Source organism: Vibrio sp. 661 (genome assembly GCF_033339315.1).
GTDB classification, from domain to species: Bacteria; Pseudomonadota; Gammaproteobacteria; order Enterobacterales; family Vibrionaceae; genus Vibrio; species Vibrio alginolyticus.
Genome location: NZ_JAWOUJ010000002.1, coordinates 763,491 through 785,692, shown reverse-complemented (window position 1 = coordinate 785,692; position 22,202 = coordinate 763,491). Strand labels below are relative to the sequence as shown.

Below are 22,202 nucleotides of genomic sequence, written 5' to 3'. Positions count from 1 at the left end.
TATTTTCAATTCCACTCATCGAGGATAGATAACAACATGCGAATAGAACCGTTAATTCAAGGTGTTGTTGCTCGCTCTGCGCACCCCAAAGGGTGTCATGCATCTATTAAAGAGCAAATTGAATACGTAAAACGCGCCCCACAGATCAAAAAAGGCCCAAAACGGGTTTTGATTATTGGTGCCTCCTCTGGTTTCGGCCTAGCGGCCCGAATCGCCCTAACGTTCGGTGGCGCTAACGCCGATACCATTGGCGTCTCATTTGAGCGTGGCCCTTCAGAGAAAGGGGTTGGGAGTGCGGGTTGGTATAACAACGTCTTTTTTAAGCAAGAAGCAAATCAAGCCGGGCATACCGCAATAAATATTGTTGGTGATGCATTCTCTGGTTCGGTGCGCAATCAAGTGATTGAAGCCATTGAAACGTACTTTGAGGGTGAAGTTGACTTAGTCATCTATAGCTTGGCAACCGGTGTTCGACCTAAACCTAAATCTGATGAGTTTTGGCGCAGTGTCATTAAACCGATTGGTGAGCCTGTCACTGGCGCTTCTATCATGCTGGAGAACGATAAGTGGATAGAAACCACCTTAACGCCAGCAACAGAAGAAGAAGCCAACGCCACCATTAAAGTAATGGGCGGCGAAGACTGGGAAAGCTGGATTGACACACTCATCAATAACGACTCTATTGCAAACGGCTGCAAAACCATCGCCTTTTCTTACATGGGCCCTGACATTACGCACCCAATTTATCTCGATGGTACGTTAGGTCGAGCGAAAATCGATTTACACCAAACCAGTCATTCATTAAACCTCAAACTCGCCAACTTTGACGGCGGTGCTTACGCAACCGTGTGTAAGGCGTTGGTGACGAAAGCCAGTGTATTCATCCCTGCGCTAAGTCCCTACCTGTTAGCGCTTTATCAAGTGATGAAGGAAAAAGGTACTCACGAACGCTGTATTGAACAAATGCAGCGACTGTTTACTACGAAGTTATACGATCAAGAGAAAGTGCCAGTTGACGGCGAACGCTTGATTCGAATAGATGACTTGGAACTTGAACCGCAAGTTCAACAAGAAGTCCACGCTCTTTTAGAACAGATGAATGCTGAAAACTTTAAAGAGATTGGTGATTACCAAGGTTTTAAAGATGAGTTTATGAAGCTCAATGGCTTTAACTTTGAAGATGTCGACTATTCGCAAGACATTTCTATTGAATCGTTAATGTCGCTTAAGCCTTGATACTTGTTACCTGTTTCAAGGATGAGATATGTGACAACTATTCCTAGTCCTGAACACTTTTCAGGACTTTTTTTTGTTTCGAGCCCTAGCCACCCTATACTTAATTAAAAAGCGAGAACAAAATAGAGCAGTCTGCATTTTTAATTCACAGGAAGTGAAACCACGTAAAGGATGACCTATATGGGGAGATTGCAAACATTAGACTACGAAATCCCTGAGTCTATGCGAAGAAGTTGGCAGGAAATCGTCAACTTACTGGCTCAAATAACACACGTACCCACCACATTAATTATGCGTATCCATCCGGATCGCATAGAAGTAAATACATCTAGCGAAACTCTAGGTAATCCTTATCGTACTGGCGATGCAGAGCAGCTTGGTAACGGTTTGTATTGCGAGCAAGTTATAGAACAGAAAGGCGAGCTTGTAATCCCCAATGCGCTTGAAGATGAAGAATGGCAAAATAACCCAGACATCAAACTAGGCATGATTTCTTATTGCGGCTTACCGCTATTCTGGCCAAATGGGGAAACATTTGGAACAATCTGTATGCTTGACTCTGAGAGAAACGAGTACAACGATAGTTACCGTCAGTTGCTTGAAACTTTCAAAGATTCAATCGAAGCACAGCTTTCAGTTGTGTACCAACAACATAAACTTCAGCGACTTAACACCGAGCTAAAGAGTCGAATTGAAAATCGTACCACGGATTTAGCCCAGTTAAGTTACTCCTTAACACAAGAAATTGATCGCCGTAAAGCCGCGGAAAAACAAGTGAGCTACCAAAAAACACATGATCAGGGAACTGGGTTTCTAAATCGCTCTGCACTTGAGAACATTGTCCAATACACCTTACAGTCCCTTGATAGTGATCAGCAATCGCTTGTGGTCATCAACATTGGTTTTAGTAACGCTCGCAGTATTCAGACCAGGCACGGGTTCGAGGTCTTTGACAACATTTTAAAAGAATTTCACTCCAGATTAACCAGACACGGTGCTAGCGGATTTATCACTGGTAGACCAAGTTCGAATGACATGGTTTTATTGATTTGGGGAGAGGATATTGAAGCTCGGTTAAATCAACTATTAGATGATATCACTAAAATTAGCGTAGATGGATTTGTCTTCAACAAAACAGAAATACATTTGCACACGTATATCGGTATAGTTCAAGCTTACAAAGATTGCAGCAATGCTAAGCGTATCCTTCAACATGCATGTTACGCGATGCTTCTATGTAAAGAATCCGGCGAACCTTTTAGTTATTTTAGAGAAAATCATTCGGCGGATCTCAATAGTCACAATGAACTGGAAAGTTACCTTTTACAAGCAGTGCGTAACGACGATTTAGTGTTGTACTTTCAACCTCAAGTAGACTCCAAAACACGTAAATGGATTGGCGCAGAAGCCTTGCTTCGCTGGAGACATCCAATACTTGGCGACGTTTCCAACGAAGCATTGATACATATGGCCGAACAAAACGGGCTTATCTTTGAAGTTGGCTCTTTTGTTCTGCGTACCGCGATAGACAAAGCGAAACAATGGTCTGAGTTAATCGATAACTTCAAAATTGCCGTCAACGTTTCTCCCATTCAATTACAAAACGTAAATTTTGCAGAACAAGTGCAACACCTACTCGACACTTTCCATTTGCCAGCACACTTTCTCGAACTCGAAGTAACCGAGAGCGCTCTAATTGCCGATGAAATAGTAGCACGCACAACGTTAAATAAGTTGCACAAACTAGGTGTGACATTGTCACTTGATGATTTTGGTACAGGATATGCCTCGTTCAGCTATTTAAAGAAATATCCATTTGATGCCATCAAAATTGATAAAAGCTTCGTCCAGCAAATGGAAAAGTCGGACGATGATCGCGCGATAATTTGTTCTATCATACACATTGCGAAAAAACTGGAACTCCAAGTCGTGATCGAAGGCATTGAATCTCCCCAACAAGAGCAGTTTCTCATTGGTGAGGGCTGTGATATCGGACAAGGTTTTCTTTATGGTAAACCTATGCCTTGTAATGAATTTGAGCAAAGTTTGTTTAATCAGCGCCTTTCTGGCGGGCAATACGCCTACTCTTCCTAAGCATTCTCTTTACTATGAGGGCGGTGGTTTCTATAATCGCCGCCCGCTTCTATTAAAAGGCCAATATCTTCATGGATCAGTTGACTGCCACGCTTAAGAAAATTGAAAAGCAGAACTACCGAGCTTATCAGCAAATCAAAGGTCAATACGACTTCACTGATTTCACTTTGTTTGTCGATCATGTACAGGGTGACCCTTATGCATCGGCGTCACGTTTTCGTGCGACTCGCGCATGGTCTTTGACTGGTCTTGAGTGGCTAAGAGACGAGTCTCCTGCATTTCAAAGAGCTGCACGTGATTTTATTGCGCGTAGTTTTGAACAGTTTGCTAAACAAGAAAACTCAGTATCAATTTCACTGACAGGCCAAACTGTACTGGATAGCACCGCGGTGTTGTTTACTGAAGAAGGTATTGAACTGCGTTTTCGAGTTAACTTACCAGCCGAAGGTCGTTCAGTATTGGGGAAAAAAGCCAACAATATACTGACTTTCCACCTGCCTAAGTTTATCCGTCGAGCAACTTTAGAGCGTGAACTCGACAAAGCCGCTTTAATTAAGCACTGCCAAGTTGTTGAAGACCAAGATGCCCTACGAGAACAGTTAGAGGCCAATAACTTAGTCGCGTTTGTCGCAAACGGCAGTATTCTTCCTCGAATTGCAGGTAATTGCGACCTTCCAATGAAAGAAGCCGTTGAGTTTAAAGCCCCTGAATCTCTACAAGTCACTTTACATGCGCCAAACAAGGGCCATGTCACAGGATTAGGAATTCCAAAAGGTATCACACTGATTGTAGGTGGTGGCTTCCACGGTAAATCTACCTTATTAAATGCAATAGAGCGTTCAATTTACGATCATATTCCAGGAGATGGTCGCGAATACATTGTTGCCGATAACAAGGCTATGAAGATTCGTGCCGAAGATGGCCGATGCGTACACCACTTGAACCTGGCAAACTACATCAACCATTTACCGATGGGTAAAGATACGGCGGACTTTTCTACTCAAGACGCATCAGGCTCAACGTCGCAAGCCGCTTGGCTTCAAGAGTCTATTGAAGCGGGTGCAAGCACATTATTGATTGATGAAGATACTTCTGCTACCAACTTCATGATTAGAGATGAGCGTATGCAGGCATTGGTGGCAAAAGGTGATGAGCCAATTACTCCTCTCGTCGACCGCATTGGTCAATTACGAGATGATCTTGATATCTCTACCATTATCGTTATGGGTGGGTCGGGCGACTACTTAGACGTTGCCGATACCGTCATTCAAATGCACGACTACCAAGCCGTTGATGTGACTGAAAAAGCGAAAGAAGTTATCGCTCAGCACCCTACTCAACGCCATAACGAGTCAGAAGAACGTTTACAGACCTTCCCACCTCGAGCACTGAACCGCGTTGCGTTGATGAATATTCTGACTGACGGCAAGTTCCGTGTGAATGCGAAAGGCAAAGAGTCACTTCGATTTGGTAAAGAGTTTACTGATCTTAGCGCTTTGGAACAGATAGAGTCAGCCGATGAAGTCAACACAATTGGCTGGTTATGGTTCCAAATTGCTCAACTTCCAGGTTGGTGTAATCATCCGGCGAAGGAGATTGAAGAAATGCTGTCTGGTGAGTGGCATGCCGCTCTTCCTAAGCAAGGCGACTTAGCCAAACCACGCACACTAGACGTTATGGCTGCCCTCAACCGCATGCGAAAATCTCAGTTTAAGTCATCATGCTAGTTTTGATACGCTGACAGAGACAGTTCAATCAAAAGGCAGCTATAGTTAGCTGCCTTCCTTTATCTTTATTCTTAGCGAATCATTCGTTTCTCAGTACATTCCACGCTTCACAAAGAACTCTAAATCTTTCTGCATCGCCATTTTCTCGATCAGGATGCCAACGAAGCGCGAGTTTTCGCCATTGTTTTCTAATTTCCGCAGGCGTAGCGTCAGTGTTAAGTTCAAATAGTGACAGTGCCTTTGTCTTATCTACGCTGGCTACTGACGAACCACCGATGAACTTTTGATAAGTTGTCCAAAATTCATTCAACAGTCGACGCACTTCATCTTCGTCCGCTTCGTAATTGCGCCAATCTAAGTAATACTCACGCAAAGGATCATGAATATCGATCTTATGCCTCAAAGCTTCCATCGAAGACATGAGCTGAATATCCATGGCTTCGACTTGAAGCCAGCTATCCGGATACAGAGTGTCTTGCAGTTGATATAATGCATTCATGATCAGGAAATTTCTTTTGAATAAATCCTTATCGGGAGAGTCGTCCAGCTTTGAAATATAACCTTGTTCACCCAACGAGCTTGCCAAGGTGTGCACTTTCCAATTAGAGGGCTGTTTTCTCAGAATTTCTAACATTGGCCAAAGCAGCGGATTTTCTATTGCATGAGGCTCAATACTATTGACAGTACGTTGTCCTTCCATTCATCCTCTCTGACACGAGTTTAGGGCCCCATTAACGGCACAAAAAACATAGTTTCCACTTTGTAGCATAAATGCAAAAAGGCCGATAGTCATTCACCATCGGCCTTTGTAAGGAGATCACGTAAAGGTTAAATAACCCCTAGCTCACGTAAACGTTCCATAAGGTAGCTATGTGCAGTGTAGCGCTCAGATAACACCACTTCCGGCTTTGGATGCAGGAACAACGGTAATGAGATACGTGACTTTTCTTGACGGCCACCCGTAGGGTTGATTACACGGTGAGTCGTTGAAGGGAAATAACCACCTGACGCTTCTTGAAGCATATCACCAATGTTGATGATTAAGTTCCCGAAGTCACATGGTACATCGATCCAATCACCCTCTTTACTCTTTACTTGCAGTCCAGGTTCATTAGCAGCAGGCAAAACCGTTAACAGGTTAATGTCTTCATGCGCAGCAGCACGAATAGCGCCTGGCTCTTCTTCGCCTGTCATCGATGGGTAGTGAAGCACGCGTAGTAATGTTTTGTCACTGTTATTGATCATTTCTGACAACGCGATAGAGAACTTCTCTTGAACGTCCTTAGGTGCGTACGCTTCAACCCAGCCTAATAGCTCTTGAGCAAACGCATTGGCACGCTCGTAGTACTCTAAGATTTCAGCTTTAAGCTGCTCTGGGATCTGACCCCAAGGGTAAACATGAAAGTACTCTTTGATGTCTTTCACTTTGTGCCCTTTCGCCACTTCAGACACAGAAGGTGGGAAGTAGCCATCTTGGGTGTCTACGTTAAAGTGAAAATCATTCTTTTGTTCTGAACAGAAAAACTCATGCCAGTTTTTGTAAATTGACTCTACAAGCTCTTGTGGAATCGGGTGGTTTTTCAACACACCGAACCCCGTTTCGCGTAGAGAGGTAACGAACTGTTGAGCAGCATCGTCAGCAAGATAATCGACAGTTTCCAGTTTCATGGCTTTACTTCTTTTTTATTAGACTGAATCATGGATTCTATGGATGGGCATGTTGTAAATCAAACTTTAATGAAAAGTGCACGCGCAAACGTTTTAATGTTGAGCAGTTTGCCAATAAATCAACATTTTCAGTGATCAAAAAACCCATTAAAATATCAATTGCACACCGTTCAATTAAGTGCAATCATTAACACAATCTATGGAGTCCCACTGTAAGATAAATTGAAGGATCAAATAACTCTATGAAAAGCACCTCGACACTCTTAGGATTAACGATTTTTTATGCCATCGTGTTTTTATTTTCTGCGTTGGAACCTAACTCACGCGCAGTTTGGTTTGCGGAGATTATCCCGGCGATTGGTATTCTTGTTGCTATTTGGGCGATTTCGATTCGCTATCAGTTCAGTAATACGGCTTACTTTTTAATGTTAATCTGGCTCTGTTTGCACACTATCGGTGCGAAATATACGTTCTCCGAAGTGCCGTTTGACTGGTTTAACGACATGATTGGTTCAGAGCGAAATAATTTTGATCGCGTTGCGCACTTTTCAATTGGCCTTTACGCATATCCGATCGCTGAATACTTGATAAACAAAAAACGGTTCAACAAAGCGTTATCTTGCTGGTTTGCCTTGTTTGCTATCATGTCACTTGCTGCTGGCTATGAGATTATCGAATGGTGGTATGCGGAGTTGGCTGGTGGCGATGAGGGAATTGCCTTTCTGGGCTCGCAAGGTGACATATGGGACGCCCAGAAAGATATGTTGTGCGATACCGTTGGTGCAGTGTTGTCGTTATTCTTAATGTCGGCTCAACGTCGATTCTCTCAACCATTCTAAATAAGGGTTAAACCCATCAACAATTGGAACCTGTACGATTTGAGCTACCTCGTATTCGTGCAGGTTTTCTATTTTCTCTTCCACCAATTCATAAAGTTCTCGACGAGTTTTGATCACCAGCAACCATTCGTTGTCAGTACAAATCTCCCCTTTCCACACATAGTGACTTTCAATAGGCATCGTTTGAATACACGCGGCTAATTGAGCATCTAGCAAACCTTTAATGATCTGATCTCGATTTTTTTCATTACTGGTTGTACTTAAAACCATGCAATAGTCATGTTTCATACTCATTTTCTAGCCCTTTATTATTTCATCGTCACTTTGCCGCCAATCATTTTGTAAGCGGGGGTTCCTCTTACTAAAGTGTCTCTTGCAAACTCTTGTCCGCAAGCGGGGCAAATACATGGGGTTTGTGTGAAATCGTCAACAATGCGCTCTTTGAAGCATTTAACCAGTGCGCCTTTCCCGCCTTTACGGTACTTAAATAGTTGAGTTTTACATTTAGAGCAAAAGATATCGACGGTTTTCGTCGGTTGTTTTTTATTCGGTTTCGCCATGGTTACTTTCTATATCCGGTTTGACCCATACATTATTAAAATCAAACCAACCTAAGGCATTACACTTTGCATTTTGTAACGCACCGCTGTGGTCTTTATTCACGCCTAGCCAGCAGTGAAACATAGGAATCACCTGACAGCTTTTTACTAACTGTCGTCCTAGCTCACGCGCAGGAAAGTCTGTGTGCATGCCGGCACGCCATTGATCGACAAGTTTAGCCCATTCACTAAAATCGTAACCTGAACTGAACTTCTCAATATCACTGTAATCCAGGAGCCAGCCCGCCAACGCGTCATTTCGGTTCGTTGCAATGCCCATAGCTTTCACCCAGATATCCACTTCCTCCGGTGCGGGCGGTTGAGCATCATAACGAATAAACTCAACCTCTATACCGTGCGGTTTTAAGAGTGTCTTGATGGCCTTGGCAACTACTGGAAACATCGGATGCTTTTTCTGATACGCTACGGAAATTACCTTATTAACCTGTGGTACGCTGCCCGCTTCTGCTGGCCTAAGATCAATCCAACCGGGCTTAAGGCCAAACGCTTGCAATACTCCCAGTTCCATCACTTTATCTTGTGGAACATGCGCGTAAATCTGGTGACTGTTGAGGGTTTGCGAGAGGAACTCTGCCCAACGTGGATCTTTTGCAATCCCGGTGTTTTTGTTTAGTAATAGGAATGTACAGCCAGGGTCCAGCTCGACTTCATCGGATGAACCTTGTTTATCCATCTTCGGTTTTGACAGGCTTGGATAAACCATTGAGGAATAGGCTTCATCGATTACCCACACCTCCACTTGGTCAAGTAAAGGGCGAAAACCAAAGTAGCCATCAAAAGCAGTCAAAATAAGACGCTTATCATCATTCATTTTAACTTGGAACGGCCCTGTCCCTATCGGTTGTCTATCGAAGCTTTCAGAACGCAAAGCACTCGGTAGCAAAATTTTTGCTTGCGACTCACTCAGAGCCAGAGGAAGGTAGCGATCAGGACGGACGAGCTCAATATCAACGGTCCACTCTTGTGGTGAAGACACCCGCTTTATGTGAGAAAACAAGTTCAAGCTATTTAACGCAAGCACACTTTCAAGAACACAACTGGTTGTTAACGGTTCACCGTTATGAAAGCGTACTCCACGACGAAGATAAAAACGCCAATGTGTATCAGAAATTGCTTCCCACGTGTGGGCTAAATCTGGTTGAAGTTGTTCATTTTCATCAAGGCGAGTGAGTCCGCTAAAAATTTGTCTGGCGATGTGCTGTTCAGAACGCCGCATCGGTTTCTGCGGGTTTAACATCGACAATGGTCGATAATAAGGCAAACGCACGACCTGCTCGCCCTGTCGATGCTGAAGCCCTAAATAACCTTGGATAACCTGCGTCAATCGTGCCGCATCGTTATCAAGCGCATCTAGAGCCTGACCGATTTTCCCTTCATCGAGATAACGCCTGGCGAGGTTTTCGCTGACGTCGCTTCGATTACGTTTAAAAACGAGTTTCGAAAGTTTTCCTCGACCCGCTGCCGGATGCCACTCAATCCAGCCCTCTTCTTCAAGTTTATTTAGAACAATACGAGCATTACGACGTGTACAAAACAACGCTTCCGTGATGTCTTCGAGCTGAACGTCCGTATCGTGACCGGAAAATTTTTCAAACAGTGTTTCGAACTGAACACGTAAACGAGGGCTACTCATAAAGAGGAAATTCTTATCTTGTTGTCGATAAGCTAAGTTTCCTCATTTTTTCCAAAAAGTGCAAACATCACACTATAAATTATTGAATATCGATACCAATTTCTCGCGAAAGTTCAGCCAGTTGTACCTCGTTGTCCAGCTTGATAGACCATTTGCACTCTGCTCCATGAGATAAAACAACGTTCGCTCCTCTACCCAGCAACTGAATTGCATCGGTTTGCGCTTGCAAGGTTACCATTGCACTGCCGGAGAGCTTAATCACTATTTCACGCTGGGTTGCAATGATTTTTCCTAATGAAAACTCAATCACCATCTTAGTTTATACCGACTTTGTTTTGTGTTGTTTCACAGCGATGGTCAAGCGACTGGTACACACTAAACGGCCTCGCTCATCAGTGATATCGATTTGCCACACTTGCGTTGAAATACCCAGATGAAGCGGTTTTGCCGTACCAATCACATGACCACTTCGCATGGCTCGCACATGGTTCGCGTTAATATCTAAACCGACGCAGTAGCTGCCCTCATCGACAGAGAAGTTTGCAGCCAATGAGCCTAATGTTTCTGCGAGCACGACTGATGCACCACCGTGAAGCATTCCTAAAGGTTGATGAGTAAAGCTGCATACGGGCATGGTTGCTGTAAGGGAGTCGTCAGTGAAATCTGTATATTTAATTTGTAGGTGCTCGATCAGGGTATTTTTTGACGTGGCATTCAGAATCTCTATGCTTACGGGCTTTTTCCATATACTCATTGTTTTACTCTTAGTTTCACAAACTGGTTTGTTAGGTTGTAACGATGTGCTAGGAAGCTAGCATAGACGCTACTTGGGCATAACTTCAAGACGTAACATCTCACCTTCTTTATTAATCAGATGAATAACTTGATCCATGCATCATGTTACTATTTGGGTATATACTATTGCTTCAAAACAAAAAATTAAATGGAGCCTGTTATGAAGGTATGGATGAAAGCCTCTGCTCTTTTAACTATCGCGGGTTTAACAGCGTGTAGCGCATCACCGACGGGTCGCAACCAGATCCTGATGTTTTCAGATCAGGAAATGTCATCGCTTGGCGCTAAATCTTTCGAACAAATGAAGAAAGATATCCCAATCAGCAAAGATCGCAAAACGAATGCCTACGTTCAATGCGTTGCCAAACACATCACTGACACCATTCCCGCTCAATCTGGATTTAAAGACTGGGAAGTCGTTGTTTTTGATAGTGAACAAGTCAATGCGTTTGCTCTACCAGGTGGGAAGATCGGCGTGTATACCGGGCTTTTAGATGTCGCGAAAAACCAAGATCAGTTGGCAACAGTTATTGGTCACGAAGTCGCTCACGTCCTCGCTGACCACAGTAATGAACGTCTTTCACAAAGTCAGTTAGCAAATGCCGGGTTGTCTCTAGCAAACGTTGCCATTGGCGCTTCCGAGTACAAACAGTATCAACAAATGACGATGGCGGCACTTGGTGTCGGTGTCCAATACGGTGTTATTTTGCCATACGGTCGTACTCAGGAATCTGAGGCTGATATTGTCGGGCTGGAATTCATGGCAAAAGCAGGTTTCGACCCACGTCAAAGTGTCGATTTATGGAAAAATATGAGTGCTGCATCAGGTGGTTCTCAACCACCTGAATTCTTCTCAACCCACCCATCGCACAGTACGCGCATTAAAGATTTACAAGCAACCATAAATAAGCTGCCTGCGTATAACGCGAAAGCACCAAGATGTGGCTAATTCATTGCTACTATCGTCTACTACTTAAGCTTGCCAAATAAAAAAGCTCCCTAGGGAGCTTTTAATGATTCTAATCAAGTGCCCAATATCTGTAGCGGCAAACTTAACAAACTATCTCCGAGAGTGGCAAAATACCAGATGATAGAAACAAAACCTCCGACAGAGACCAAGTACCAAGCCAGTGAGAATAGCTGCCCATAACGGGTTAATGGCAATAAATGGCTTTGATGTCGAGCTCTCCATTCCATCACCACTTCCAACATTCCCATTAACAATAAAAACCCTAGCAACGTCAGACCGAAATAGTAACTGATAAAAATGCCTAATAAAGCGGTCGCAATACTGCCAACTAACCCGACCCAAGTATTCATTGAGAAGGTAATACTTTTGAGCACATGGCCACCATCTAATGGTAAAATAGGCAGCAGATTAAATAGGTTTAGCAAGGCGTTAAACACGGCAAGCCCAGCGAAGATCACCTCACCAGTCATCCAATAAAGCAAAGTAAAAACAATACTAAGTACTAAACCGAAAAATGGTCCCATGATTGAGATAACCACATCCTGCCAGCGCGTGTTTATCTTTTCGTCACTTAGCGCCAAACCACCTAGGAATGGAATCAAATAGATTCCTTTGGTCTTCATTCCAAAATACTTCATCGCTCTAATGTGACCATATTCATGAAAAACCAAACAAGCGATCAACGCTAGCGCGAACTCGATGGAAAATAGCCAAGAATATGCAGCGAGACTTGCAGACGCTAACGCCACTTTAATAACTTTCGCACTTTTAAGTGCTTTCATCCCAAGAGATACGAGGCCTATTACACTTAAACGCTTTTCGGATGGTGGCGTAACTTCTGGCACTTGGCGCTCGATGTCTTTTTCATTTCGACAACCTTCGTTGACGAGCTCACCGTTAATTGTGACCTTGTAACTCAATTCAAACGGTTGCCATGTTAAAGAACACTCTAAATGACAGTTCAGGATTTCCTCACCCGCAGAGAGCCTAAACTGGTGTAGACAAGTCTCTGCGGTATTGTCACTGGCATCGATTTGAGACACCAACGTATTATCCCAATATAACTGCTGCCACCCAGCCATCGATCCTTCGAGCCTTAGCGAACGACCTAAAAATTCAACATTCAGTAATTCCAATGCGGTTCCTATTGCGTCTATTGAATAACTACATAGCGAGCGCGAATTATGCCTGTGAAGTGAAGAAACAGCAAAGCGAGCTATCTCTTGATTTGATCGTTATTTAACTATAAAGCTCGCAAAACAATTCTGGTCGTACCATTCTCTTCAAAAATATAAAGATAATACATGCCCTTACAAGCCATCGTTTGACCTATGCATCATATTTAAAACGCAAAATACGCTCAAACTTTGACAAGTTATTAAACATACAATTAACATTACATTTACATCATCGTTGTATTTCGCGTATTAACAATTGGTGTAAGTACCACACAACAATTACAAGGACTTCGGTCCAGCATTATGACACCCTAGGAGGGTCAAGGATGAACAAGAAGCACTGCTCTCTGCTTACAATTTCAATATTGTTTGCGTGTAATGCCCACTCAGCGGGCTTCCAGGTAGCTGAACATTCGGCATCTGGTCTTGGTCGAGCATTTTCAGGTGAAGGGGCTGTTGCAGATAATGCCAGCGTCCTTGCTCGTAACCCTGCAGCAATGACACTTTTCAAAGAAGCTCAATTTTCGGGCGCGTTATCTATCATCGACCCTGAAGTCGATGTGTACGACACTGTAAACAATGAACACGCGAAAGATGTCGCCCCTTTACAGATCGTGCCAGCAGGTTATTACATCAGCCCTATCAATGATAACTGGGCCTGGGGCATCGGTATGTTCACAACATACGGTGTTGCCACTGACTATCCAAATGATATTTCCGCAGGTGATATGGCGGGTGACACTTCCCTACTTTCAGTAAACATCAACCCTAATGTCGCTTACCGTATCAACGAGTCTTTCAGTGTCGGTGGTGGTATCAACCTAGTATACGCTGAAGCAGAGCTGACTCGTCACAAAGGCGCACTCGCCGGTATTTTAGGTGGTAATAAGTCCGATAACCTTGTCGGCATGGAAGGTGAAACTTTCGCTTGGGGTTGGAATGTCGGCGCTTTATTTGAGCTAAATGAAAACAACCGTTTTGGCTTTGGCTACCGCTCTAAGGTTGATCTAGATTTTGATGACGGTGAGTTTAGTAGTTACGACTCTGGTCGAGCTTCATCACCAAAAGTTGATGGCCGTTTAAAAATCTCTCTCCCTTCAATTATCGAATTATCGGCTTTCCATCAACTGAATGAACAATGGGCTGTACATTACGGCTGGCAACAAACCGACTGGAGCACATTTAAAGAACTAAAAGCGACCAGTAACGAATGTAATGACGGAGTATGTTTCTTTAAACCTGAGAAATATGAAGACAACAATCGCTACTCCGTTGGTGCAACTTACATACTTAATACAGACTGGACATTCCGTGCAGGCTTTGCGTACGACGAACAAGCAGGTGAAGCGACATTGAGTATCCCTGACAGTGACCGTTTTTGGTACAGCGCGGGCCTAACTTACGCAATGAGTGAGAATTTAACTTTCGATGCAGGCTTTGCACTTGTTAAGAGTAAATCAGGCTCTTTCACTGAGACAAATGCTCTGGGTGAAGAGATTAAGTTTGACTCAGAAGGTACTGCTTACATCAGCGCGGTACAGATGAACTACACCTTCAAATAATGGGATTACGGAGTAAACCAATGAAACACACGTTTAAATTATCAATGCTTTGTTCTGCAATCCTTCTTGCTGGTTGTGGTGATGATACCTCCAGCTCTGGTACTTCCGACAAAGTTCAATTTGAAGATGAAGTCCAAGCATTGCTTGATCGCGAAACATCCATCAGTTTTACGCTTCAAGGAGCGAACGCAGATGTACCGGCACCGTCTTACTTATTAATGGACACAAGCGATGGTACGCTTGGTCTGCCAACTGATGGCGATGATGCTTTAACCAACCCTAGAGCCTCAATGAACACGATGGATGGATGGTCAACGTCTATGCCAATCGTTCTTAACTTCAACGGCGACGGTTTTGCAACGGGCATGCTGTCGTCTGGTGTTAAAGTCATCAAGATTAACCAACGCTTAACCGAGTGGGACGGTAAATCTAACCCAATCGAAGAGGTACTCGTTCAGAATCAGGACTACGTAGTTCAAGCAAAAGGTAGCTCTCTATACATCCAGTTCTTGGCTGCACTTGATGAGTCAAGCGAGTACATTTTTGCGGTTACACAAGATGTTACTGACGTGAATGGTGAGCCAATTGGTACATCAGCAAGTTATGCGACTGGTAAATCGAAAGAAATCGTTTATGAAACTGGCGACCTTGCTTCTGTTCAAGCAGTCACTCAGGCGGTTGAAGGCATTTTTGGTCTAGCTCAAGTTGACCCTAACGACATCGTTTACTCCTCATGGTTCAGTACCCAGTCTGTAGGTGATACGTTAGCGGCAGTCAAAGGAGTAACCGCTACTGGTTTTTCTACTGGCGCAAACACACTAAATACCGTTTACAAAAATGACTCAAACGAAGGTTCAGTAGACTTATCAACGGCCTACACAATAACGCTCGGTGAAACCCAAGACTTTAGCACTGCGCTAGACTCTGACGATGACTTTAGTAAATACATTAGCGATCTAGACGCAGCTAAAACGGCAATTAAAGGCCTTTACATGCAATCAGGTGCCGATGTAAGCGTGACACAAGGTGTGGTAAGACTGCCTCATTACTTGGAAAAAGGCGCAAGCTGGAACATGCAACCAATGGTATCTGCGATGCCAAGCCTAGCGAAGCTAAGCGCAGCATTAGCGGATCCGAACGAGCAAGCAAACATGGTTCAGCAGCTATCAACAGGCGTTTTTGCAAATGATCCTGTTGATGTGACAAAGCTTGCTACAGATCCTACAGAGCAGCTAAAACTTGTTGGAGCTAAGCTTACTCTTACCGATGGTACCCAGCTTGATAGTGAGCGTATTATTACTCGCTACTCGCCTGTTCCCGTAGTGAAATCGGTTGAAGATGTCGAAGTACTGGTCTTCACACCTAAATCTGGCGTCGCGACAGACGTTGTGATTTATCAACACGGCATCACCTCTGCGAAAGAGAATGCGTACGCGTTCGCGTTCAATATGGTAAAAGCAGGTGTGGCAGTTATCGCTATTGACTTACCTATTCATGGTACGCGCAGCTTAGATGAACAACGTTCCGCAAATGCGAATGTACTGGCTTATCTAAATCTTTCCAACTTAGCCGTTGCGCGTGACAACCTACGTCAAAGTGTTCTGGATGTGTTAGGTTTGCGCGCTAGCTTGGTAGTATCTGCTCAAGGCGGTCTTTTAGCTGGAGGTCCTCTGCAAGGCTTCAACCCAATGACGGGTTCAAAAGTCAAAATGCTAGGTCATTCACTTGGCGGTATTGTCGCTACATCTGCCGTCGCAGCAGCAAACAATACATTGGGCAGCTCTACTGCGGATGCGCTGTACACCTTTAGTTCTGCATCAGTACAGAACTCTGGTGGACAAATTGGTAATTTGTTACTGGGTTCAGACAATTACGGCCCTCAGATCAAACATAACCTCGCTTATGCAGCATCAAAAGACTATGCGAATTACGCTGATGCATCATGTGCGGATCTAGAAGATAAAACATGTTACGAAGCATTTGAGGCTGCGGCAACGGAAGCTCAAGTAGCAGCGCTAGAAGCAGGTTTCTCACAATTTATCTATGCAGCACAGACTACACTAGACACTGTCGATCCGTTCACAAACGCTTCAGATTTAGTGGCATCTGGTTCGCTAACGACACCATTCTTTATGACAGAAGTGGATGGCGATAGCACAGTACCAAACAGCGTTCCAAATGCACCATTCGCGGGTACTGAACCGCTTGCTAATAAGCTAGGGTTGAAGACTGTGAACAGTACGGACACTACTGTGAATGCAACTGCGAGCTTTGTACAGTTTAATGCTACTGCATCGCACAGTACTTTTGCTTCGCCAAATGGCACTTTGTCTGATATTGATCATCATGTAGAGATGCAGATGGAAAACACTGACTTCTTAATGGATGACACACTAACAGGTGTCGCTAACACTTCTGTTTTGAAGTAATCGCAACACCCTTCCTACCAAAGCCCAGTTTCTACTGGGCTTTTTCATTTCAATTGTATTCAAACCCACTCATATTTCCTCTGCTATAGTTAAAACGATGTCTTTGCCTAACTCACTTGTTTAAAAGGAAAACTCTATGCGCGTATTGACTGTTATTGCCACTGTATTACTTCTTGCTGCATGCGGAAGTAGCCAATATCTGATGTCGACAAATGAAGGGAAAATTATTACCTCTTACGGTAAACCAGACCTGAACGAGGAAACGGGTATGTACGAGTATGAAGACATGGATGGTAAAGAAATGAGTATTTCAAAAGAGCAAATTGTCCAGATTGTCGAACGTTAACGACAGGCCCTCTGTAAATTAGAGGGCTATGTTCTAGCCACCCTCTCTCTACATTTACCTCTTTTAGGCTTGTAATCGTTGTAGAAATTGACACAACTAATTCATAAGCCAAAACAATTAATAGTGTCTTTTATACTTCCGTATTATTTATTTAGCGAATATTTTACATCTTCACCTTAATCAGGTTGGAGTATTGTAAAATCTAGTCTTTAATTCGCTAACACCCTTTTATTTCTCAGGATAAAGTGGATAATACCGCCACAAAATAACATTACTAAGGTGAGTCCTTATGTCTATTGAAGCTACTCTGCTTGCGCGCTGCGAGTCAAAATGTGAACTGTGTTCTTCTGAATCTCAACTAACTGCATACGCTGTCCCACCTCACGGTAATGTGACGGTTGATACTGCCATCATGGTTTGTGATAAGTGTCTGGGTGAGATCGATGAGCCAAAAGACATTAATCACTGGCGTTGTCTAAACGAAAGCATGTGGAGCCAGGTTCCTGCTGTACAAGTGACTGCATGGCGCCAACTCACTCGCCTAAACACAGAAAGCTGGGCTCAAGATGCTCTTGACATGATGTACATGGAAGAAGAGCAAATGAACTGGGCAATGAAAGGGATGTCTGCTGACGATAAAACGGTTGACTGTAACGGCACTGAACTTAAGAAAGGTGACGATGTAACAGTAATTAAAGACCTACCAGTAAAAGGCACTAACCAAGTAATCAAACAAGGTACAGTGATTCGTGGTATTAGCCTTGGCGATGATCCAAAGCTAGTTTCGGGTAAGGCAAATGGTGGTCAGTCGATGTACGTGATCGCAGAATACTGCCGCAAGAAGTAATATCGCACTTCAGTCATGTCAAAACGGGGCACCAATGGTGCCCCGTTTTTCTATACAACACTTAATCTACTATCATGTCTACCTCCTCTAGAGTGTTTCTTTTCTAGGGCGTAGGTTGAGTAGGCATGTTTTACAAATAAAAAAATACCGGCTCATAGGCCGGTATTTCTTACACTATTTCAATATTAACGGTACATACCGATGTCTTTTTGAATATGTGCTGACAAGTCTTCTGCGTAGTAACTGCGTGGCGCAGTGTTATCTACAAATAGAATGTCCAGTAAGTGAGCAATCAGTCCTTTGAAGTTAACCGCGTAGGTTTTCTTATCCATAGAGGTTGGTAAAGCTACATTTGTCATTTGCATTGCTTGTGCCATGATTGCCTCTCTTTAAAAGCAGTAGTCTGTTTAGTTGGTTGTATATTAGTCAGTTTCTTATTGTTTAAGAAATGACAAATTTTACCCATTCAAATTAGAATTTCTAATAAAACAAACTCATTACAAAACTCAAAAATACAAATGAATAATAACGGCATAAATAATCACAATTGCTGTAATTACATTGAATAACTGAACATTACCTGCATAATTGCCCCTTAAGCAACAACATATATTTAACAATATTTTTCGTTATTTCTTTTGATTTTAGTGCTTACTTTATATTTTTTGATTAGTAATATTAACGCTAGTTTGACGCTTCGCTTTATTTTTTAGGAGTGATGCAACCACTGCCGATGTCATCACAACAACTAAAAATGTGAGAGACCATGCTGTCGGAATCTCATATTCTGTTCCAACCAATAGCATTTTTACCCCGATAAACATCATGATTACTGATAATGCTGGTTTTAAGTATACAAACTTGTCTAACATTGCTTGAAGAACAAAGTACAGCGATCGCAAACCCAGTAATGCAAATACGTTCGCGGCTAAGACTAAAAATGGCTCTCGTGTTACCGCGAATATAGCTGGTATAGAATCCAACGCAAACATAACGTCCATTACTGCAATGACACCAACAACGATCAGCATCGGTGTTGCCACCCACTTACCAGCTTGCTTTAAGATTAAGCGATTTCCTTGGTAGTCATCTGTAACTGGCAATACCTTTCGAATCAACTGCTCCGGATATGGATTAACCTCTTCTGCTTCGCCTTTGTCGCGAGCTAGCTTAACACCCGTCCAAATAAGAAAAGCAGCAAATAAGTACAATACCCAGTGATACTGTGAAAGTAACTGAGCACCAACCGCAATCATGACAGCGCGTAAAACTAGCGCACCTATCACCCCCCAAAGCAATGCTCTCGGACGCAAGTGCTCCGGCACACTGTATTGTGCAAAGATGATGGCAAACACAAACAAGTTATCCACGCTTAGCGACTTCTCTAGTAAGTAACCAGTTAAGAATGAAATCGTTGCTTTGTCGTTCGTATAAGCGCTATGTGGCGCGTAAAAGTCCCAGAATAAATAAATAGAACCTGCAAAAACAAAGGCAAGCAAGAACCAAAAAACACTCCAAACGATGGCTTTTTTCATCGTGATAACGCCACCACGTGTTTGATAGATATCAAGCGTAACAAGAACAAGGGTAAATAAACCAAAAGCACCATACATCGCTAATGATTCTTGAAGAGGCACCGATTGGCTCAATTGGGTGGTATTTTCGATAAGAGACATATTTCCTCCCATGGCGGAAGGACTTAGTTTGGTGACCTTCCGCATACAATAACAACCAACAGCCACATAACGATTATGTGCTGCTAGTCAATGAATGCGTTGGTCTCGTTGAAGTGTTGATGTGAATAAACCACGTAACACCTTTACTTACCGGATAAGCTGATGCTTAACGAGATGACGATAAGTAAACTTGCGCTAACTACTCCCCAAACGTCGACATAATAACGCCGAGCGTCAGGCTTTCCAACAAAAAAGCCTTGTCTTATCGAAATAAAATTCTTATCAAAAATCAGGAAGCACTATAAAAAGAAAGAAATGGATTCAACCACCTGAACTTTAGTAAACAGACAAAAAGCAGCAAATGGATCAAGACAAACTCTTCATTGGTTAGAGCCCTAACGGGGAAGATAGATACAAAAAAGGAGCATTACTGCTCCCTTTTGTAACATCCACATTCTTAGCAATTCAAAAGCCGCTTAGAGGCACAAAGTAGACCAGTGTTGACCAAATTGCGATCCAGGCAACCACGACTGCCGTATCTGCCCAATCTTTATTCCACATACTGCCATCCTCATCAACCCATGTAGTAAGTGGAGAGCAGCAAAATCAATACCAGTATCTATTATCGACGTCGCTTTGTGTAAAGTTTGTGACTTTGATTCAAACAGTTTGGCTCATCGGTCAGGAGTTCAATAAAACAATCAGCCATGGACAAACTGGTCACACGTCCTTCTCCTTTCATCTCCTGCAATGCGTCGTACCCCTCTTTCCCTTTCATCGTATAGGCAGAAGAAGTCCCTCGATACCAAACATCATCTTGAACACCAACCCATTGTTTGCCATCAAAAATCACTAATGATTGAACTCTTTCACCTTTTGGGGCATCTGCGTGGTACTCGAAGTTTAAATTGTAAGTGTACGGATAACTGCCAGATCCAGTGCCTTCTACGCCATTGTTGAGTGCATTATTTATCGCGCCTTCAAGTGCACGGCGAATAGCGCTGCCTTTTACATCGTAAAAGCCGATAGGAACGGCAAAAGGCAACAGCCGTCCGGCAATGTCTGCCACTGTAATGTTGCCAGGGTTCAAAGAGGTTCGCACGCCACCCGCATTATGAATTGCAAATTGAACGTCATATCCACGTTTGTTTAAACAGTGCAGAAATGATCGGGCAACGGAGGAAGCCAACTCACTCTCACCAAATTCATCGGGAATTCTCACATGACGCTTTTTGGTGTCAACACTAGCAATGACTTGTGACTGTAACTGCCTGACCTGAGGAATATATTTATCGCTCAGGATCGCTTGAGTTTCCGGGTGTTTCTTACAAACCACGACATTCGGTTGACCATGGATGAAGTCGCACGCGGTTTCGAATACACCTTGGTCGAGCTGTTGGTTTAGCGTCGAGTCCCAAAAAATACGTCGACCAAGCAACAGTTCATTTTGTCCACTCAACATCGTTGCTTTACCGTGTTCATCAAACTCAATGACGCAGTGCCCCATTGTCAAAGCATGGAAACCCGCTTGCACCACATAGGTATCATTAATTTTGATACCGTAGGGATCGTCTTGTCCTAACCCTATTGATGAAAAATCACCTTGCAACCGGTGGCTGTGTCCACCAACAATTATACCAATACCTGCGACTTGCTCAGCTAACTCTAAATCACCTTCATAACCTAAGTGGCTCAGAAGAATAATATTTTTTATACCTGATGAATGGATTTGTTTTACGGTCGCCTTGGCGGTTTCAATTGCTGAGTGAAAAGGCGTGTCTGCATCAGGGTTTGCGATGTCGCTCATTTTATCTATGGATAATCCGAAAATCGCGACCCGCTCACCATGGAATTCTTTAACAATGTATTGAGCGCTCTGTGTATCCGGTTGGTAACTATATACATCCTTGCAATCACTGATACGGTGAGGTTTTTTAAGTGATTCATTGGATAAATCCCAGTTGCCAGCAAGCAATGGGAACTGAGTACGTTGGCAAAACAATGCAACTGGCTCATTCCCCATATCTAATTCATGGTTACCTAACGCCATTGCATCAATCTTTAATGCGTTCAATAAGTCGGCATTGGCTTTGCCTTTAAATAATGAGAAATACAGCGTACCTTGGAAGCAATCTCCGGCATGGAGGAACAACATCCCATGACCTTGGCGCTGAGCATCATCTCTTAACTGCTCGACTCGGGTTGCGATACGAGAAAAGCCGCCAGCACTGACATAGGGCTCTAGCGTGAGTTCATTGTTTATCTTAAGCTTTAACTGTAATGACGTTGGTTCAAAGTAGGAATGTGTGTCATTGATGTGTGCCAGTTTGATTCTCACTGGCTTATGATTGTTATTCATCTTCATCTTCTCTTTTTTCATTCCTTATAATAATAAGAAGTGAATCATGACAGAATCATGAATTTTATGAAACTGCGATTTAGGATTTCATGTTTAAGTGATCACGATGCTGTCCCCCGGCTTTGAAAGCAAGCCTCGCTTGTAACGGTCTCTATTCAGTAAGAGGCTCTCGTAATTTTGTGAACTGAGCTTAACTCAAAAATTTCGAATTCATATATGCTTA

The 22,202-nt window shown here is 43.2% G+C and carries 20 protein-coding genes; 9 read left to right on the top strand and 11 right to left on the bottom strand.

The window, feature by feature from the left end:
- The first annotated feature begins 36 nt into the window (after nucleotides 1–36).
- The 3 genes from fabV (at nucleotide 37) to R7P69_RS07600 (ending at nucleotide 5,057) form a co-directional block, all read left to right on the top strand.
- Complete coding sequence (gene fabV / locus R7P69_RS07610; protein ID WP_238952659.1) at nucleotides 37–1,236, top strand: enoyl-ACP reductase FabV; 1,200 nt, start codon at nucleotides 37–39, stop codon at nucleotides 1,234–1,236.
- A 180-nt stretch (nucleotides 1,237–1,416) separates the two neighbouring features.
- On the top strand, nucleotides 1,417–3,330 hold the full coding sequence (locus tag R7P69_RS07605) for a sensor domain-containing phosphodiesterase (protein WP_238952660.1): 1,914 nt from the start codon (nucleotides 1,417–1,419) through the stop codon (nucleotides 3,328–3,330).
- A 71-nt stretch (nucleotides 3,331–3,401) separates the two neighbouring features.
- Nucleotides 3,402–5,057, top strand: coding sequence for an ABC-ATPase domain-containing protein (locus R7P69_RS07600; RefSeq protein WP_238952661.1), 1,656 nt, complete (start codon nucleotides 3,402–3,404; stop codon nucleotides 5,055–5,057).
- A gap of 79 nt (nucleotides 5,058–5,136) precedes the next feature.
- Here the strand turns inward: R7P69_RS07600 and R7P69_RS07595 are convergent, their stop codons facing one another.
- Complete coding sequence (locus R7P69_RS07595; protein ID WP_005376328.1) at nucleotides 5,137–5,757, bottom strand: DNA-J related domain-containing protein; 621 nt, start codon at nucleotides 5,755–5,757, stop codon at nucleotides 5,137–5,139.
- A 128-nt stretch (nucleotides 5,758–5,885) separates the two neighbouring features.
- Nucleotides 5,886–6,725 (bottom strand): isopenicillin N synthase family dioxygenase, encoded by an 840-nt coding sequence (locus tag R7P69_RS07590; RefSeq protein WP_238952662.1) that lies wholly within the window; start codon nucleotides 6,723–6,725, stop codon nucleotides 5,886–5,888.
- 242 nt (nucleotides 6,726–6,967) lie between these two features.
- Here R7P69_RS07590 and R7P69_RS07585 point away from each other — a divergent pair, with 242 nt between their 5' ends.
- Nucleotides 6,968–7,564 carry a DUF2238 domain-containing protein gene (locus R7P69_RS07585; protein WP_238952663.1) on the top strand — a complete coding sequence of 199 codons (597 nt, stop codon included), beginning with the start codon at nucleotides 6,968–6,970 and terminating at the stop codon, nucleotides 7,562–7,564.
- On the opposite strand, the gene cutA is transcribed toward R7P69_RS07585, so the two are convergent.
- From cutA to R7P69_RS07560, 5 genes are all read right to left on the bottom strand, one after another.
- Nucleotides 7,526–7,858: a divalent-cation tolerance protein CutA gene (cutA, locus tag R7P69_RS07580; protein ID WP_005376332.1), complete on the bottom strand. Its 333-nt coding sequence runs from the start codon at nucleotides 7,856–7,858 to the stop codon at nucleotides 7,526–7,528. The genes R7P69_RS07585 and cutA overlap by 39 nt on opposite strands.
- Before the next feature lie 14 nt (nucleotides 7,859–7,872).
- Nucleotides 7,873–8,124: a hypothetical protein gene (locus R7P69_RS07575; protein ID WP_005376334.1), complete on the bottom strand. Its 252-nt coding sequence runs from the start codon at nucleotides 8,122–8,124 to the stop codon at nucleotides 7,873–7,875.
- Entirely contained in the window at nucleotides 8,108–9,817 is a 1,710-nt protein-coding gene (locus R7P69_RS07570; protein ID WP_053349876.1) for an SgrR family transcriptional regulator, read from the bottom strand. The genes R7P69_RS07575 and R7P69_RS07570 overlap by 17 nt, the downstream gene beginning before the upstream one ends.
- A gap of 79 nt (nucleotides 9,818–9,896) precedes the next feature.
- Nucleotides 9,897–10,130: a DUF3389 domain-containing protein gene (locus R7P69_RS07565; RefSeq protein ID WP_005386281.1), complete on the bottom strand. Its 234-nt coding sequence runs from the start codon at nucleotides 10,128–10,130 to the stop codon at nucleotides 9,897–9,899.
- A 6-nt stretch (nucleotides 10,131–10,136) separates the two neighbouring features.
- Entirely contained in the window at nucleotides 10,137–10,571 is a 435-nt protein-coding gene (locus tag R7P69_RS07560; RefSeq protein WP_005376340.1) for a hotdog fold thioesterase, read from the bottom strand.
- A 201-nt stretch (nucleotides 10,572–10,772) separates the two neighbouring features.
- Between R7P69_RS07560 and R7P69_RS07555 the strand changes: the two genes are divergently transcribed.
- The gene (locus tag R7P69_RS07555; protein ID WP_017634168.1) at nucleotides 10,773–11,561 is read left to right on the top strand and encodes a M48 family metallopeptidase; all 789 of its coding nucleotides are present in this window, start codon (nucleotides 10,773–10,775) and stop codon (nucleotides 11,559–11,561) included.
- Nucleotides 11,562–11,635: 74 nt separating this feature from the next.
- Here R7P69_RS07555 and R7P69_RS07550 read toward each other — a convergent pair whose 3' ends face one another.
- Nucleotides 11,636–12,664 (bottom strand): site-2 protease family protein, encoded by a 1,029-nt coding sequence (locus tag R7P69_RS07550; protein WP_225452562.1) that lies wholly within the window; start codon nucleotides 12,662–12,664, stop codon nucleotides 11,636–11,638.
- A 422-nt stretch (nucleotides 12,665–13,086) separates the two neighbouring features.
- Here R7P69_RS07550 and R7P69_RS07545 point away from each other — a divergent pair, with 422 nt between their 5' ends.
- The 4 genes from R7P69_RS07545 (at nucleotide 13,087) to R7P69_RS07530 (ending at nucleotide 17,944) form a co-directional block, all read left to right on the top strand.
- A complete protein-coding gene (locus tag R7P69_RS07545) occupies nucleotides 13,087–14,322 on the top strand; it encodes an outer membrane protein transport protein (protein WP_017821929.1) in 1,236 nt (411 codons plus the stop codon).
- Nucleotides 14,323–14,342: 20 nt separating this feature from the next.
- The gene (locus R7P69_RS07540; protein ID WP_238952664.1) at nucleotides 14,343–16,751 is read left to right on the top strand and encodes a VolA/Pla-1 family phospholipase; all 2,409 of its coding nucleotides are present in this window, start codon (nucleotides 14,343–14,345) and stop codon (nucleotides 16,749–16,751) included.
- A 136-nt stretch (nucleotides 16,752–16,887) separates the two neighbouring features.
- Complete coding sequence (locus R7P69_RS07535) at nucleotides 16,888–17,097, top strand: YgdI/YgdR family lipoprotein (RefSeq protein WP_005376349.1); 210 nt, start codon at nucleotides 16,888–16,890, stop codon at nucleotides 17,095–17,097.
- A gap of 289 nt (nucleotides 17,098–17,386) precedes the next feature.
- On the top strand, nucleotides 17,387–17,944 hold the full coding sequence (locus tag R7P69_RS07530; RefSeq protein WP_005376350.1) for a PhnA domain-containing protein: 558 nt from the start codon (nucleotides 17,387–17,389) through the stop codon (nucleotides 17,942–17,944).
- Nucleotides 17,945–18,129: 185 nt separating this feature from the next.
- Here the strand turns inward: R7P69_RS07530 and R7P69_RS07525 are convergent, their stop codons facing one another.
- The 3 genes from R7P69_RS07525 to R7P69_RS07515 form a co-directional block, all read right to left on the bottom strand.
- Complete coding sequence (locus R7P69_RS07525; protein WP_005376351.1) at nucleotides 18,130–18,321, bottom strand: hypothetical protein; 192 nt, start codon at nucleotides 18,319–18,321, stop codon at nucleotides 18,130–18,132.
- A 279-nt stretch (nucleotides 18,322–18,600) separates the two neighbouring features.
- On the bottom strand, nucleotides 18,601–19,620 hold the full coding sequence (locus tag R7P69_RS07520; protein WP_062730983.1) for a TerC/Alx family metal homeostasis membrane protein: 1,020 nt from the start codon (nucleotides 19,618–19,620) through the stop codon (nucleotides 18,601–18,603).
- A gap of 622 nt (nucleotides 19,621–20,242) precedes the next feature.
- A complete protein-coding gene (locus tag R7P69_RS07515) occupies nucleotides 20,243–21,985 on the bottom strand; it encodes a bifunctional metallophosphatase/5'-nucleotidase (RefSeq protein ID WP_005376363.1) in 1,743 nt (580 codons plus the stop codon).
- Nucleotides 21,986–22,202: the final 217 nt, after the last annotated feature.